This window comes from Marinobacter sp. BSs20148, assembly GCF_000283275.1.
Taxonomy (GTDB): Bacteria; Pseudomonadota; Gammaproteobacteria; order Pseudomonadales; family Oleiphilaceae; genus Marinobacter; species Marinobacter psychrophilus.
In genome coordinates this window covers 2,005,674-2,019,746 of record NC_018268.1, presented here as the reverse complement: position 1 = coordinate 2,019,746, position 14,073 = coordinate 2,005,674, and the positions used below count along the sequence as shown (strand labels likewise).

The 14,073-nt window shown below is 51.7% G+C and carries 16 protein-coding genes and 1 pseudogene; 12 read left to right on the top strand and 5 right to left on the bottom strand.

Features of this window, described 5'->3' with window-relative positions; genetic code table 11:
• The first annotated feature begins 494 nt into the window (after positions 1–494).
• Genes MRBBS_RS09175 through MRBBS_RS20250 form a run of 3 tightly spaced genes read left to right on the top strand, consistent with a single transcriptional unit; the run spans position 495 to position 1,892 of the window.
• The gene (locus MRBBS_RS09175; protein ID WP_041635206.1) at positions 495–1,109 is read left to right on the top strand and encodes a 3'-5' exonuclease; all 615 of its coding nucleotides are present in this window, start codon (positions 495–497) and stop codon (positions 1,107–1,109) included.
• Positions 1,106–1,738: a metallophosphatase domain-containing protein gene (locus tag MRBBS_RS09170; RefSeq protein WP_014871200.1), complete on the top strand. Its 633-nt coding sequence runs from the start codon at positions 1,106–1,108 to the stop codon at positions 1,736–1,738. Before MRBBS_RS09175 ends, MRBBS_RS09170 begins: the two co-directional genes overlap by 4 nt.
• A gap of 19 nt (positions 1,739–1,757) precedes the next feature.
• The gene (locus MRBBS_RS20250) at positions 1,758–1,892 is read left to right on the top strand and encodes a hypothetical protein (protein ID WP_014871199.1); all 135 of its coding nucleotides are present in this window, start codon (positions 1,758–1,760) and stop codon (positions 1,890–1,892) included.
• A 99-nt stretch (positions 1,893–1,991) separates the two neighbouring features.
• On the opposite strand, the gene MRBBS_RS19385 is transcribed toward MRBBS_RS20250, so the two are convergent.
• The gene (locus MRBBS_RS19385; RefSeq protein ID WP_014871198.1) at positions 1,992–2,582 is read right to left on the bottom strand and encodes a hypothetical protein; all 591 of its coding nucleotides are present in this window, start codon (positions 2,580–2,582) and stop codon (positions 1,992–1,994) included.
• Positions 2,583–2,645: 63 nt separating this feature from the next.
• On the opposite strand from MRBBS_RS19385, the gene MRBBS_RS18955 reads away from it, so the two are divergent.
• The 3 genes from MRBBS_RS18955 to MRBBS_RS19380 all read left to right on the top strand — a co-directional run bounded on the left by MRBBS_RS18955 (position 2,646) and on the right by MRBBS_RS19380 (position 4,610).
• Positions 2,646–3,275 carry a DDE-type integrase/transposase/recombinase gene (locus MRBBS_RS18955; protein WP_014871197.1) on the top strand — a complete coding sequence of 210 codons (630 nt, stop codon included), beginning with the start codon at positions 2,646–2,648 and terminating at the stop codon, positions 3,273–3,275.
• Between the two features lie 30 nt (positions 3,276–3,305).
• Complete coding sequence (locus MRBBS_RS18950; protein ID WP_014871196.1) at positions 3,306–3,686, top strand: integrase core domain-containing protein; 381 nt, start codon at positions 3,306–3,308, stop codon at positions 3,684–3,686.
• A 381-nt stretch (positions 3,687–4,067) separates the two neighbouring features.
• Entirely contained in the window at positions 4,068–4,610 is a 543-nt protein-coding gene (locus tag MRBBS_RS19380; RefSeq protein WP_144012701.1) for a hypothetical protein, read from the top strand.
• Between the two features lie 511 nt (positions 4,611–5,121).
• On the opposite strand, the gene MRBBS_RS09150 is transcribed toward MRBBS_RS19380, so the two are convergent.
• The 4 genes and pseudogenes from MRBBS_RS09150 to MRBBS_RS09130 all read right to left on the bottom strand — a co-directional run bounded on the left by MRBBS_RS09150 (position 5,122) and on the right by MRBBS_RS09130 (position 8,118).
• Positions 5,122–5,676, bottom strand: a complete 555-nt coding sequence (locus tag MRBBS_RS09150; RefSeq protein WP_014871194.1) for a hypothetical protein — start codon at positions 5,674–5,676, stop codon at positions 5,122–5,124.
• A gap of 56 nt (positions 5,677–5,732) precedes the next feature.
• A complete protein-coding gene (locus MRBBS_RS09145; RefSeq protein ID WP_014871193.1) occupies positions 5,733–5,963 on the bottom strand; it encodes a hypothetical protein in 231 nt (76 codons plus the stop codon).
• A gap of 166 nt (positions 5,964–6,129) precedes the next feature.
• Positions 6,130–7,116 (bottom strand): annotated as a pseudogene (locus tag MRBBS_RS09140) (IS3 family transposase); the annotation flags it as partial.
• 24 nt (positions 7,117–7,140) lie between these two features.
• Entirely contained in the window at positions 7,141–8,118 is a 978-nt protein-coding gene (locus tag MRBBS_RS09130; protein WP_014871190.1) for a LysR substrate-binding domain-containing protein, read from the bottom strand.
• A gap of 143 nt (positions 8,119–8,261) precedes the next feature.
• On the opposite strand from MRBBS_RS09130, the gene MRBBS_RS09125 reads away from it, so the two are divergent.
• The 6 genes from MRBBS_RS09125 (at position 8,262) to MRBBS_RS09100 (ending at position 14,073) form a co-directional block, all read left to right on the top strand.
• On the top strand, positions 8,262–8,828 hold the full coding sequence (locus tag MRBBS_RS09125) for a TRAP transporter small permease (RefSeq protein ID WP_041635205.1): 567 nt from the start codon (positions 8,262–8,264) through the stop codon (positions 8,826–8,828).
• Positions 8,821–10,119: a TRAP transporter large permease gene (locus MRBBS_RS09120; protein WP_014871188.1), complete on the top strand. Its 1,299-nt coding sequence runs from the start codon at positions 8,821–8,823 to the stop codon at positions 10,117–10,119. The genes MRBBS_RS09125 and MRBBS_RS09120 overlap by 8 nt, the downstream gene beginning before the upstream one ends.
• A 51-nt stretch (positions 10,120–10,170) precedes the next feature.
• The gene (gene dctP, locus MRBBS_RS09115; RefSeq protein WP_144012700.1) at positions 10,171–11,169 is read left to right on the top strand and encodes a TRAP transporter substrate-binding protein DctP; all 999 of its coding nucleotides are present in this window, start codon (positions 10,171–10,173) and stop codon (positions 11,167–11,169) included.
• Positions 11,170–11,235: 66 nt separating this feature from the next.
• Positions 11,236–12,363: an NAD(P)/FAD-dependent oxidoreductase gene (locus MRBBS_RS09110; RefSeq protein ID WP_014871186.1), complete on the top strand. Its 1,128-nt coding sequence runs from the start codon at positions 11,236–11,238 to the stop codon at positions 12,361–12,363.
• Positions 12,341–12,670, top strand: coding sequence for a (2Fe-2S)-binding protein (locus MRBBS_RS09105; protein WP_041635203.1), 330 nt, complete (start codon positions 12,341–12,343; stop codon positions 12,668–12,670). The genes MRBBS_RS09110 and MRBBS_RS09105 overlap by 23 nt, the downstream gene beginning before the upstream one ends.
• Positions 12,670–14,073, top strand: coding sequence for an NAD(P)/FAD-dependent oxidoreductase (locus MRBBS_RS09100; RefSeq protein ID WP_014871184.1), 1,404 nt, complete (start codon positions 12,670–12,672; stop codon positions 14,071–14,073). Before MRBBS_RS09105 ends, MRBBS_RS09100 begins: the two co-directional genes overlap by 1 nt.

The window sequence follows — 14,073 nt, the reverse complement described above, 5'->3', positions numbered from 1 at the left end:
ATTTGCTATACCAATCATAGTGGATGAAATGGCTGTGAATAGTTTGGAGGCTCTGGAGGAAAACCCTGACTCGAATGTTCGCTTTTGTTTAAGTCTCAACATCCCAACTGCTATGTGCGAATCACATCCGAGCTGGATCTGGCTAATTTAAGGTGACCAACCGCCGCCAGTTTATGCTGACAGTGCAGCCATAAAATGACCGCTTTGAGAACCGAGCGGCCAATTTATGGGTTCAATACCACACTGTCTCGCGACCGGTCATCTTAATTGTCGCCGAACAGCGGGGTTTGGAACCGGTTCTATACAAAAAATTCCGCACTGTTTCTCTCCAGCGGCAACAAAATCTGTGCCTCAGGCAACAGAGTTCATGCTCTGAACTGGTTCTACAGCGCCAACTCCCGCACAGAACTAGGTATGGTGCGGGAGCTAAAAAGCAGGCAGTCTGATGGAGCCGCAAAATAAAACGAGTCGGTTATGATCCAGAGTTATCAAAAATGAATTCCGCCTATGAAACTCCGGTATTAGTTGTTGATCTGGAAGCGACCTGTTGGGAGCGTCGATTAGCACCCTCTGGCGAGCGCCAAAGCACGCATAATATGGAGATTATCGAGTTTGGGTGTGCCCTGGCGACTCGGGACGGCGAGTTGTTGGATAGTCAGTCATTTCTGGTGCGGCCGACACTAAACCCCGTGCTCAGTGAGTTCTGCAAGTCGCTAACGAGCATCCAACAGTCGATGGTCGATGCTGCCCCCGTTTTTTCGGAAGCGTGCCACTTAATAAATGTATGGCTAGGTCAACCCCACGAGGATTTTCTCTGGTGCAGCTGGGGCAACTATGACCGCCTACACATTCAAGCAGACGGCGAGAAGCACAGGGTATTCCCATCGCTGATGAACTACCCGCACTTAAACCTGAAACGACTTTGGCGCCGGACCACGGGGCAAAAACGTAAAAACGGGATGGCCCATGCTCTCGAGTTCCATGGACTGGCGCTGGAAGGGCATCATCACCGCGGCGTAGACGACGCGCGTAACATGGTGCGCTTATTGCCCTTTATGGATTGGACGTTAGAAGCGGAATTGTTAACCCCACAGGGAGAAGGTCTGTGAGGATCGTTTGTATTTCCGACACCCACAGTCTGCACAGGCAAATACCGGAAATTCCGGTCGGCGATGTTTTGGTTCACGCCGGTGACAGCCTGGGGCAAGGCACGCTAGAAAACGTGGAAGATCTAAACGAGTGGCTGGGCACCCTGCCCCATCGACACAAAATCGTGATTGCCGGCAACCACGACTGGGCGTTTCAAGAAACGCCGGCGCTGGCTCGGGAGGCACTGACGAACGCCGTTTACCTGGAAGACAGTGGCATTGAAATCGAAGGCGTTCGGTTTTGGGGCTCACCGTGGACACCCACCTTCATGGATTGGGCATTTATGCTCGAGCGAGGCAAGCCGCTGTATGACAAATGGACGCTGATCCCTGACAACACCGATGTTCTGATTACCCATGGCCCACCAAAAAACATTGGAGATGAAGCGTCGATGATGTTTAAGTGCCAGAATGTCGGGTGTGCGGATCTGCTACATCGGATCGAACGGTTGCGGCTGAAAGCGCATATTTTTGGCCATATCCACGAAGGCTACGGCGAATACACATTGGGCTGCACCCGCTTGGTCAACGCCAGTACCTGTACGCCTCGGTATGTGCCGACGAACCCACCGATTATTTTGGACATCTGAAAGCGATAGGGAACGCCTGATGAGCAGAAAGCTACCGTATAAACTCAGCGACCTGACTGCCCAGTGTGATCCTGATGCGCCAGTTCCTCAGGATATGATCGACTGGGAAAAAGACCTGCAACAGGTTCGGCGATACTTTGATTATCGAGCCTAGCCACACTAAAAAAACTATGTAAGCTTTTCGCCTGAATGTTGCTCAAAAGATTGGATGCTTTGTTCAACCAACGCACTCAGTGTTTCTGCAACTAACGCGTTATGACCAGCTGCCCATTCTGTCAATGTGGAGGCTAATCATCTTGAAATCCTCCAAATCGCCGTTGAGCAATCTATCAATCGGGCGGTGTCCGGAAAAAACAGGGTGCGCGTTTGGTTTCGCCATGAACCCGTAAACGTTTTCCGGGTTTGTAAATCGCCCCCGCAACGCTGCATGTAGGTTCAGAACGCCACTGATTCGATGTAGCTGCTCGTTCGACAGACCGCTAGCTGAATCGGAACCCGATAATGCCAGAATCTGGGCCTGCTCGTGGGGAGAGCACCCCCAACGGTCAAGGATTTTTATCGCCACTCTTAGGCCGGGGGGAGCCGGCTCATCTGCAATATTGCATAGGGCTTTACCTAAAACCTGGCCTGAGTCCTCTCTTAAATCGTCACTAACACCATCACTGGAACCAAGACACTCATCCCAGACAGGATCGAATGGCCGGTCATAGTGCTTAACCGAGCCCTTGAGGCGCTCCAAAGGCGTGAGCTCCTGGAACAGCGGATCGGCTAGCTCGTCCGCATGGGCTGTGTGAGCGTCCAACCCTTTTAAGAGGTCTTGTTCAGTCAGTTTTTTACGCGCCATTTGTCTGCCTATGGCTGTTGGGAGTGATTCATTTAGTATAGCAGGTGGCTAACCTAGGCAACTATGCAGATAAGCGACTATGACGAAGCTGTCGCCAGTGGCGCAGCCCGATACAAGGCGGCCGACTTGATGGAGCTGAGCCAGCGCACGTTTAAGCGCTGGCGACGCGCTAATGGCTCTGTAAAGGAGGATCAACGTCCGCAAGCGGAGCACGTTGTGCAGCCACACCAGCTCACTCACGCTGAAGAAGCGGCCATCCTGGATACCTGCAATGAACGGGAGTATCAGAGCTTGCCACCGTCCCAGATCGTGCCTCGACTGGCTGACAAAGGACTTTACCTGGCGTCTGAGGCCTCGTTCTACCGAGTGCTCAAAAAGCACCAGCAATTAAATCAACGGGGCCGCATGAAACCACTGCGCCAGGTTCCTGAGCCTACCAGCTTTACGGCCACCGGCCCGAACCAGGTATGGAGCTGGAACATTAGTTATTGTCCTACAGAGGTGCGAGGTCAGCACTGGTATCTGTATCTGATCATGGACATCTACAGCCGCAAAGTCGTGGCGTGGGAAATCCACGAAGCCGAGTCCGGCGAACTTGCCAAAAAGCTCATTGATCGAGCTCTGTTGCGCGAGAGATGTTGGAAAAACCCACCGGTGCTGCACTCAGATAATGGTGCGCCGATGACGTCCTAAACGCTGAAAGCGCAGCTGGCAGAACTGGGTATGTTGATGTCGCACAGCCGGCCAAGGGTGAGCAACGATAATCCGCACTCAGAGTCGTTGTTCAAAACGCTGAAGTACTGTCCGCAGTGGCCTGCCAAAGGCTTTAGATCACTAACAGCGGTGCGTGAATGGATGCTGTTGTTCGAGCAAGCCTATAACGAAGATCACCTGCACAGCAGCATCAACTTCGTGACGCCAGCACAACGACACAAAGGTGTTGATGCAGAGTTACTAGCCAAACGTGAAGCGGTTTATGAACGAGCAAAGAATCTGAATCCCAAATGCTGGTCTGGTGACATTCGAAACTGGACAGTCGCCGGAGCCGTATCCCTCAAACCTGGAAAATTGCAGGAAATTGAGCGCAATAAACAGGCTGCTTAAGTGCAACTATTTGGACAACTAGGTTGAAAACCACCGCTATTCTGAGTCCCAATGTGGCAATGGACTAACCAGGAAAGGAAATTGTATCCAAGTAGAGTTAAATTAGTTTCGTTTCCACAAAGACCGTTACCGCCTGTTTCTGAATCTAGCCGACGAATTCAGTACTTTGTGTGGAAATTTAACCGGACCCCGCATACTAGAATTTACATTAAGTTTCTTTAGTACTTTGCGTGGAATTATGACCCTAAGTTATTGATTTGTAGTTCCAGAAACTAAGTACTTTGTGTGGTTGTCCAACCGCCATGATGGAGGCCTGCATCATTAAAAGTCTTGGCGCAGCCGGCATTGAACCCGCCTTGGCACAACTGTTCAGGGCCTCCAGTGATGATTAACACCGGCCTGTTGCTTCGCCGCCCTTCCGAGAGTGAGTATGCGGCTTTTCGTCGTTTCTTAGTGGGCAATCAGTTCGAGACGCCTGCTGCACTGAAAACCGATTTGCAGGCGTTCGGTAAATCCTCCGCGGTGGTGTCCGGACAGCCGTGGTTAACACCAAGGGCCCGGCAGTGGGAGCAGAAATTCTGCGAAGCAAACAGCCTTCCGTTTCAGTCACCCGCCCCGGTAGACCACCGCTCTCCGCTTAGAAACTGTCCTGTTTGTGCCGCTCAGTGTTACCACACCGTCCTGTATCAGTATCCTTGGGAAAAACGATGTCCAACTCACCAACACGAGATCGTGACCGTATGTCCGTCGTGTAAACAACCTTGGCCACAGCCGAGTGAGTTGCTCAAGCGCAATTGCCCGTGTTGCAGCGCCAATTTGTCGCTGACCTACTTGGCTGAAAACATCGTGTCTAAAGATTCCATGGATACGCGCTTCTTTGAAGAGGTGGGAGCCATCTCCCAACAATATGATGTGCAAGTATAAGGGTGCTCCGGCGATCGAGATCTTCGGTGTCCTCTAGCGGAATGTTGAGCAGTTCAGCAACCGAGGCCATATCGTAGCAAGTACTTAATAGATATCGGCATTATCTGACAAGATTCTCATTCATTTCAACCTTGTAGACGCGAGTGCTAAAGTGCAGTCTTCCTAACCTGCCTGTTCCCCCAGATAACGTTCATCCATCCTCAGAAAAAGTGCAAGCTGCACGGACATGAGCCCCAATTCTGAGGCAACTCTGTCCCCTGCTTTTGCCCGAACGTCACCTGACTTGGAGTTGTTTTCGGAAGAGCCCGTACGGTTTCACTATGCGGGGAGGCATCAGTTGTCTACGCTTATACCTTTTAAAAGATAGTCCAAAACCCGGGCTTTACACAGAAGGACAGTGACACTGCTTAAACCAACTGGACTTCTACAGATACGTTGATGGTTTCGGCGATCATCATTCTGCTTTTGTTAGCTCAGAAAGATTAGCTGGTAAGCCGCTCAGTTAAAAAGGCTATGGAGTTTCACTCGAATCGGCCTGAGCTGGGGACTCTGAAAGTTTTGACTCGATCAAATCCATAATCTGTCCCAACGTCGCAGCTTCGATCTGAGACTTTACCTCGTTTGTCAGTTCAAAATTGGTCAACAGGGTTTTGAATAAACGTTCGATAACCTTACTCACGTCGAATTCTGTGTAGTCAGGTCCTTCCATTGCCTTTTTAGTCCGTTTCAGCAAACATCGCGTTTTAAACCATACTGAAGTTCCAGCTTTCAGGCTGACTCGGCGTATCTTTTTGTCCAGATCGTTCATCAGGTGTTCAAATGTGTCGTCCAACGAACGGTCGAATTCGCTCTGCCCATGCTTCGCTAAAAATCGACCAGCCCCGATATCCTCAATCATTTCAGAAAATCCAGCTTTTACATCCCTTACGTTGCGAGAAACTATAGGGAGAAGCTTCATACCTCTAATAGAATGGGCTAACACAGGGTCTACACGCGAATAGGTGAACAGCGATTCTTCGTAACGATCTAGCAGCGGCTGGTTAATTCGTGTCAGTTCGGTGTTCATCGGAGTCAATATTAAGACGATATGTTCTTTTGGGATTTGCTCCACAAGGAGGGACTTCAGGCATGGTCTTTCACCGACCACCTCACACATTTTGACTTAAATTCATCAATGAAGGTCTCAAGTTGAGGTTGTTCAAACACCAGCTCATGCCTTATCTCTAAAAGATAGAACAGCAAGTTTCTCGCAGCTGACCTATTCTCTATTCCCGTTCGATAGGCATAGCCAACAACTGCGAATGCGGCTGCTATCAATATACCTATGTCCAGTACTTCTTCACTCACCACCATGCTTTTATCCAGTCCTTGTTGTCGTTAGTTTTGAATGTTCGTGCTGTAGAGCTCCATCTTTATAAACTCAGTGTTCTCCTTGGCTTCTTTAAAGGCAGGCTTGAGAACGCGCTAACTGAGGTTGCTGAAGTAGCAGTAACTGTATGGGTCGTAACCTGTGCAACTGTCAGTGTTTCATAAACCGTATAGGGACATGGGAAAATTTCACTGCGTCTACCTGGGCAATCCCCCCAAGAGTCATGTTGGGACGTTCGTTATTGAAGGTCCATAGCCACTGCGTTGCATATTCCTAAACCTTCGCAATGGAATGGAAGAGGTATTGGGCCAGCCAGTCATAACTAACAGTGCGATTGTAGCGTTCGATATACGCATTCTGCTGCGGGTTGCCGGGCTGGATAAAGACAAGTGTAATGCCCTGTTTTCAGCCCAGTCCGCCTGGGAGGGGCTGATATATTCCGGGCCATTATCACAGCGGATCTGGATAGGCTTTCTCCGCCATTCGATGAGCTGATCCAAGGCCCGTACAACACGTTCAGACGGCAATGAAAGATCCACCTTAATGCCCAGGCCTTCCCTGTTGTAATCATCGATCACATTGAACAGGGTAGCTGCGGCCATCCTCTTACTGGTCGTGCATGAAGTCCATAGACCAGTTGGTGTTGATGGCCACGGGCACTGCCAGTGGCTGGGATTTCTCGCGCTCCAGACGCTTGCGGGGCCTAATACGCAGATTCAGCTCTAATTCCCGGTAGATCCGATAAACACGTTTGTGGTTCCGGGGGTAACCTTTCACGTTACGCAGATAGAGAAAACACAACCCAAAGCGCCAGTTGCGCAGTTTATGGGTCAAGCGCACCAGTATATCAGTAGCAATAGCAGGACTCACTAACACTGAAGACCACACAGGCCTGGCGAATGCTACAGCGACCAGCAGTAACGGATTTTAGCGCCATCTCACGGCGGAGAGATGGCTTTACCACTTTCCCTCAAGGGCTTCCTTGCGTAATTCAGCCTTGAGCCGCTCTTCGGCATACATCTTTTAAAGTCGCCGGTTCTCATCTTCAAGCTCTTTCATGCGTTTAATCATGGAGGTATCCATGCCGCCGAATTTGGCTCGCCACTTATAAAAAATGGCACTGCTCATGCCGTGCTCGATGCGGATCTGACCGTATAGACCCTATTTATTCCCGGCAACCCCATTCCCGGCTACCAAGGCCTCGGGCTGTAACTTTCGTTCAAACAAGCCGGCGGATTCTTTCTCAAGTTCTATCAACGATTTGTCCAGCAGTTCTAGAAACGATCTGGCAAGATCGGATTGCCCCCTCTGCTTGGGGGCAATTATGCTGTAACGATAAGGCACCCTCGGTTCGAAACGCTTCACAATCAGGCCAAGACGTCGATAGTGCCAGGCAGTGATAGGGTCCACCAATGAGACACCATTGCCAGCCAACACAAATGCGCAAGCAGCGTAATGCAGCTGGGTATCAATCATTAATTGTCGGCTGACGCCCTCACGATCGAAGACGCTATCAATCTTTTTGCGAATGCTCTGCTCTGAGCCTAGTGATACAAAGATTTCTCCTTCCAGATCCTGCGGACGAATAACATCGTGGCTGGCCAGTCGATGCCTAGAAGGTAGGACGCAGACCAGGCGGCTATCAGCAAGAACGTTTATCTCGATGCTCGGGTCGTTGAGCTCTATGCCCGAGATTATCCCCATATCGAAGTGTTGGCTGGCCACGAGGTCGACCACTTGCTGAGTGTTACGCACCTGCAGAGTGACTGAAACGCCGGGGTGCAATTGACAGAACTGGTCAGTCAAGGCCGGCAAAAACTCTACTGATACGGCAGGCATGGAAGCAATGCGCAGCGCCCCCAAGGGGAACTCTCTGAGCTCCTCCGCTACGCGGGATAGCTTTTCCAGTGAAACGAAGGCTCGTTCCACTTCTTCATAAAAGAAGCGTGCCTCCGGTGTGGGAATAAGCCTGCGACGGCGTCGCTCGAACATCTTAACGCCGATAGTCTCCTCGAAGTCGGTCAATAAGCGGCTCACAGCAGGCTGGGAGACGAAAAGGGTCTCTGCTGCGGCTCTGGTTGTTCCATTAACCATTACGGCACGGAAGGCTTCGATTTGCCGATAGGTCAGTTTGGCCATGCAGGCTCTCCAAATAAGTTGAAAACATCAAGTTATCAACAGATATAAATAAACGATTAGATGTTATATGTTATGGCGAACAAGATGTCCAATAAGCCGCTTCAGGGCCCTGACATAGAAAAAAACAACACGTGAAAAGACCTATGGAAAAATTATTTCGCTACATCCTGACTTTTTTAATAATCCTGGTTTCGGGCAGCCAGTTCACTCAGGTAGTTACCCGCTACCTCCTTGAGATGCCTGTCATGGGTCTCGAAGAAGCCACGCTGATCCCCACGCTTTGGCTATATATGCTTGGTAGTGTCAACGCCTCGCGTGAGGACACTCAGATTAGAGCTAACGTTCTGGACATCTTCTTGAAAACGGACCGTGCCAAGAGCTTCCTGCAAGCATTTGCAGATACCATTAGCCTAATTGTCTCGATTTGGCTGACTACTTGGGCGTGGGACTACTTCAGTTATGTAACACGGGTCGGTAAGAGCACTCCAACGCTTTATATTCCCACCATTGTTTATGAGTCCGCATTAATAGTCGGTCTGGTTTTGATGGTCGCCTTCACTCTCTGGCACTTGCTGCGAAACCTTGGTTATCTGTTTGGACTTCGCCAAAACCCTGACCACCAATCTAGCGACCCCGATTATCCCGAAACTAATGAAGTTCAGGAGTTCAAAGTGTTGGCAAACAATAGTAAGGACAAAAATCATGATTGAGATAGCACTGTTGGCATTTGCTGTACTAATCGTGCTGCTGACACTCGGTGTACCCTTGCCCTACTGTTTCGGTGCCGCCCTCATGGTCATGACCATAATTGGCGAGGCCTCAATGCGCGGCATGATGATGTGGGGGTTTAGCCAACTCACCAACCCAATACTCCTGGCGATTCCCCTCTTCGTTTTTGCTGGAACGCTAATGAGCGTCAGTGGCATTGCCTCTAGTCTCCTGAGGTTCGTCAACATTTTCGTGGGTCGCGTTCGCGGCGGCCTCGGCGTAATGGCTACGATCAGCTGTGCCATCATTGGCGCCATTTCAGGTAGCGGCCTTACGGGCATTGCTGCCATAGGCCCAATTCTCATTCCCGAGATGGAGCGAAAAGGTTACCCCCGCGCCTACGCCACAGCCCTAATTGCGAACTCCTCGATTCTCGGTTTACTTATACCACCCAGCGTCACAATGATTGTTTATGGGTGGGTCACGAACACTTCCATACTAGCGAGCTTTTTGGCGACTCTGGGGCCCGGACTGCTGATTATGTTCCTCTTTTGTGTTGTCAACATGGTCATGTCGCGAAAGTTTGACCTGATCCTAGACGAGCCGATGTCGTTTGATCAACAGCTACGTGATGCCGGCCGACGCACTTTTCTTGCAGTACCAGCATTATTAATGCCGGTAATCATTCTCGGTGGAATCTATGGTGGCATCATGACGCCTACCGAAGCTGCTGCAGTTGCTGTGATCTATGCGCTGCCAGTCGGCTTCTTGATCTATCGCGGCTTGACCTGGAAAACGCTAATTGAGTCAGGCAAGGAGTCTGTCACCTCCGTTGGCGCGATTTTGATTATGATCCTGTTCAGCTTGATCCTCAGTCAGCTGTTCGTTCGAGAAGGTATTCCACAAGCATTGGTTGAACTGATCTTCGAAATCACCGACAACAAGTTTCTTTTGTTGCTGCTTATCAATCTAATGCTCTTCGGCATCGGCATGGTAGTCAACGATATCACCGCCATTATCCTGACTGGCCCTTTATTGCTCCCCTTAATGGAAGCCCTAGGAGTCAGTCCCATTCAGTTCGCTGCCATCATGGGCGTCAATACCGCCATGGGCGGCGTAACCCCACCCTACGCAAGCATTCTCTATCTCGGTGCCCGGATCGGTAAAGTTAAGTTTACCGAGGTAGTCAAGCCCGCTATGAAACTAATCCTGTTTGGCTACCTTCCCGTGGTGGTTCTCGTTTCCGCCTGGCCTGATCTGTCTGAGTTTGTACCCGGCCTATTCGGGTACTAATCGAGCGCTATAAGGCGCTCATAAACCCGCAATGAAGAAATGGAGAAAACAATGACGATGCCTTCACTTAAGAGCTTAACTGCCGCTATCGCTATATCAGTCTCGGCAAGCACGATGGTCGAAGCTGCTAGCCTGATGTTGTCGCATGTACGCCCCGAGGGAACCGCCATCGACAAGGACGCTCGCGTATTCGCCGAAGAAGTAGCAAAAGCAACTGATGGCGCCGTAAGTATCAGGCTGTTCCCAGCTAGTGCACTTGGCGACTACACCACGGTTCAGGAGGGGCTTAGCATCGGTTCAGTGGATATGGCTGTTCAACCCCCTTCTTCCGAGGTTGATCGTCGTTTCCAGCTTGCCTACCTTCCTTATCTTGTGCAGAACTGGGAAGACGCTGAAAAGACATTCACAGATGGCGCTCCTCTGCGGGAAACGGTGGAAGAGCTTTATGCGGAGCAGGACATTTATGTTTTGGGGGCTTGGCCAGTCTATTTCGGCGGTGTGGCGCTGAATGCCAAGGTGGAAAACGCCACTGACCCGACTGTCGCAAAGGGTGCCAGACTTCGAGTACCGCCGATGAAATCTTTTCAGCTGATGGCAGATAACATCGGATACATCGGTTCCCCCTTGCCTTTTTCTGATGCATTTACCGCCATCCAGACCGGCGTGGTCGACGGCATAATGGGGTCAGGAGCCGAAGGTTATTACGCCTCCTTCCGCGACGTGACGCAGTATTACTTGCCGCTCAATACACATTTCGAAATGTGGTATCTGCTGATAAACCAACCCGCCTACGAGGCCTTGACCAAAGATCAGCAAGGCGCTTTGGCCGCAGCGGCGAAACGTTTCGAGACAAACCGATGGAAAACCGTCGAGGCGGACCAAGCTCGCAACGAGAAGCTTCTGGAAGAGGCCGGTGCCATCATTATTTCGGCCTCGGATGAGCAGATTGCTGAACATGCAACGATAGTCCGCAAGACAGTCTGGCCCATCATTCTTAACGACATCGGTGCCGACTGGGCTAACGAAGTGCTGGATCGCGCCGGTCGCTAACATATTTCATGGCCCGGCCACTCGGTCGGGCTCATCCAATTTCCAGGAATGATACAAGGATTCACTATGACAAAAACAGCGACGCAAGGGTCGCGTAGCGCCGATGTCTGCCTGATAGGCGGTGGCCTGGTTGGCATGGCAATCGCGTTAGGGCTACAACGCAACGGACTTCGTGTCACTGTGATAGACGAGGGGGACGTAGCGTTGCGTGCCTCTAGAGGAAATTTCGGTCTGATATGGGTGCAGGGAAAGGGAGACACTCTGCCAGAATATGCCGAAATCACACGGCTATCTGCACGTCTGTGGCCTAGCCTCGCTGCCTCTCTTAAGCATTCCACAGGAGTCGATGTCCAGCTTCAGCAGCGTGGAGGCTTATACCTCTGCCTGACTGAACAGGAACTCGATGCCCGTGCCCGCATGCTGGAAAAAATTCGCGCAGCGGCAGGCGGAAACTATCCCTATGAAAAATTAGACCTGAATCAGGTCCGGGAGAAAATTCCTGAAGTCGGGGATGCTGTAGCGGGTGCCACTTGGTGCCCTGAGGATGGCCATGTAAACCCACTATTGCTACTACGAGCCATGATGGAACGTTTTAATGCGCAAGGGGGAGTTATGGACAATGCTGGCTGCGTGGAAACGATTGAACATCGCTCTGGAGGATTTCGTCTTCGTGCACGTTCCGGTGGCATTTGGAATTGTGCCCGTATCGTGCTTTGTGCCGGCCTAGGTAATCGTGAGTTGGCTCCACAAGTCGGACTGTCTGCACCGTTGTCACCCAACCGTGGACAAGTGCTCGTGGGTGAACGGGTTCGTCCATTCCTCAACTATCCAACAGGGCATGTCCGGCAGACAGGAGAGGGGTCCGTCCAGATCGGTGATTCCAAAGAAGACGTGGGCTTCGATAGCGGGACTACTACTGAAGTCATGGCCAAGATAGCTCATCGGGCTGTCAAACTGTTTCCGTTGCTGCGCGATGTGAAGCTGGTCCGAGCCTGGGGAGCATTGCGCGTCATGACACCAGACGGCTATCCGATCTATCAAACATCGACCACCTGTCCCGGTGCGTACTTGGTAACCTGCCATAGTGGAGTGACCTTGGCGGCCTTCCATGAAGGCCCGCTGGCCGACTGGATTTCTAGCGACCGGCACGACTCTTCTCTGGAGGTGTTCCATGCCGAACGCTTCACACTTTAAACGCCTGCCGATGCGTGTAGGCGAGCCAGTGACTGTCTTCGTAGAGGGTCGAGCAATCGAAGTGGAAAGTTATGATACCGCCGCCGCGGCTGTGCTGATTGCCGGCCTGGTGCCGTCTCGCACGACGCCGACAAGCGGGAGCGCGAGAGCACCTTATTGCCTTATGGGCGTATGCTTCGAGTGCTTGCTGGACATAGACGGCGTGGCCAATCAGCAGGGTTGCATGGTGAAAGTCCGCGATGGCATGCAGATTCACCGACAAGTCGGCGCCCGCGATATCCATGAGTCCCCGCAGGAGACCTCATAATGAGTAGCCGCAACACAACCGATGTCTGCTATGACCTTGCTATCATCGGTGCAGGTCCTGCCGGAATGGCCGCCGCCGCAGAGGCGGGACAACTTGGACTCGCCACCGTCCTGATAGATGAACAAGAAGAGGCTGGTGGACAGATCTACCGAGCCATCGAGCGAGCACCATTAGCTGACGAAGGCATACTCGGTAGCGATTATTACAAAGGAAGGTCTCTACTCGAGGCCATGCAGGCATCGCAAACCGACTATTTGCCTGGTACCACGGTATGGGATGTCGAGGACGATCTGACGTTAAACGTCTCTCATCATGGCCGTAGCCGACAGGTCCGCGCCCGTAGGCTATTAATTGCGACCGGCGCCCAAGAGCGTCCCGTACCGTTTACTGGCTGGACTCTGCCTGGTGTAATGACCTGCGGCGCAGCTCAAGTGCTGCTCAAGAACAGCGCTTTAGTGCCGTCAGCACCGCTGGTACTGGCCGGCAGTGGCCCTCTCATGTTGTTAGTCGCCAGCCAGTTGTCTTACGCAGGTGTACCGATCAAAGCCCTACTGGACACCACTCCTCGCGAAAACTATTTTCGTGCAGCACGGTATAGCCCCGGTGCACTGCGTAACCTCAAATTGCTTCTCAAGGGAGTTGGCCTGCTTCGCACACTCAAGCGCTCAGGGGTTCCACATATTACTGGAGTAGAAAGCTTGAGAGCTGAGTCTGGCAAAGATGATCACTTAGACAAGGTGTACTATCGCCGCAAGGGGGTTGATCACGAGCTCGATTGTCGCTCCCTTCTGGTTCACCAAGGCGTCGTGCCAAACGTGCAGTTAACAAGAGCACTTGAACTTAAGCATCGCTGGAACGATCAACAACAGTGCTGGAACCCGCATGTAGACGTCTGGGGTGAAACTTCTAGAGCAGGTATCTTCGTGGCAGGTGATTCAAGCGGTATTGCCGGTGCTCAGGCAGCGGAGGAGGCTGGGCGACTTTCGGTCTTGCAGATTGCCAAGCAACTGGGTCAGCTAGAAGAAGATACGCGCAATAAGCGAGCCGTGCCCATTCGTCGGCGTTTGGGACCGCATCAAGCCATTCGGCCTTTCTTAGATGTACTCTATCAACCTGCCAGGCCCTTCCTTATCCCAGAGGATGACACCATTGTTTGCCGCTGCGAAGAAATCACTGCTGGTGAGCTGCGCAGCATCGCTGATGCCGGTTGTCAGGGGCCTAACCAGGCAAAAGCTTTCTGTCGGGCTGGTATGGGGCCCTGCCAGGGACGTCTTTGCGGCCTGACGGTTTCCCAAGTTCTCGCTGAGCGTAATAATCAATCGATCGATGCTCTCGGCTACTACCATATCCGTCCACCCATCAAACCCTTGACTATCGGCGAACTCGCAGATATTGCAAACTGA

Bases quoted from the DNA above. Each gene is read 5' to 3' on its own strand.
- MRBBS_RS09100 (WP_014871184.1), top strand. From the start codon at position 12,670: ATGAGTAGCCGCAACACAACCGATGTCTGCTATGACCTTGCTATCATC.
- MRBBS_RS19385 (WP_014871198.1), bottom strand. From the start codon at position 2,582: ATGGCGCGTAAAAAACTGACTGAACAAGACCTCTTAAAAGGGTTGGAC.
- MRBBS_RS09105 (WP_041635203.1), top strand. From the start codon at position 12,341: ATGCCGAACGCTTCACACTTTAAACGCCTGCCGATGCGTGTAGGCGAG.
- MRBBS_RS20250 (WP_014871199.1), top strand. From the start codon at position 1,758: ATGAGCAGAAAGCTACCGTATAAACTCAGCGACCTGACTGCCCAGTGT.
- MRBBS_RS09125 (WP_041635205.1), top strand. From the start codon at position 8,262: ATGGAAAAATTATTTCGCTACATCCTGACTTTTTTAATAATCCTGGTT.
- MRBBS_RS09145 (WP_014871193.1), bottom strand. From the start codon at position 5,963: ATGGTGGTGAGTGAAGAAGTACTGGACATAGGTATATTGATAGCAGCC.
- dctP (WP_144012700.1), top strand. From the start codon at position 10,171: ATGACGATGCCTTCACTTAAGAGCTTAACTGCCGCTATCGCTATATCA.
- MRBBS_RS18955 (WP_014871197.1), top strand. From the start codon at position 2,646: ATGCAGATAAGCGACTATGACGAAGCTGTCGCCAGTGGCGCAGCCCGA.
- MRBBS_RS09130 (WP_014871190.1), bottom strand. From the start codon at position 8,118: ATGGCCAAACTGACCTATCGGCAAATCGAAGCCTTCCGTGCCGTAATG.
- MRBBS_RS09110 (WP_014871186.1), top strand. From the start codon at position 11,236: ATGACAAAAACAGCGACGCAAGGGTCGCGTAGCGCCGATGTCTGCCTG.
- MRBBS_RS18950 (WP_014871196.1), top strand. From the start codon at position 3,306: ATGTTGATGTCGCACAGCCGGCCAAGGGTGAGCAACGATAATCCGCAC.
- MRBBS_RS09175 (WP_041635206.1), top strand. From the start codon at position 495: ATGAATTCCGCCTATGAAACTCCGGTATTAGTTGTTGATCTGGAAGCG.
- MRBBS_RS09120 (WP_014871188.1), top strand. From the start codon at position 8,821: ATGATTGAGATAGCACTGTTGGCATTTGCTGTACTAATCGTGCTGCTG.
- MRBBS_RS09150 (WP_014871194.1), bottom strand. From the start codon at position 5,676: ATGAACACCGAACTGACACGAATTAACCAGCCGCTGCTAGATCGTTAC.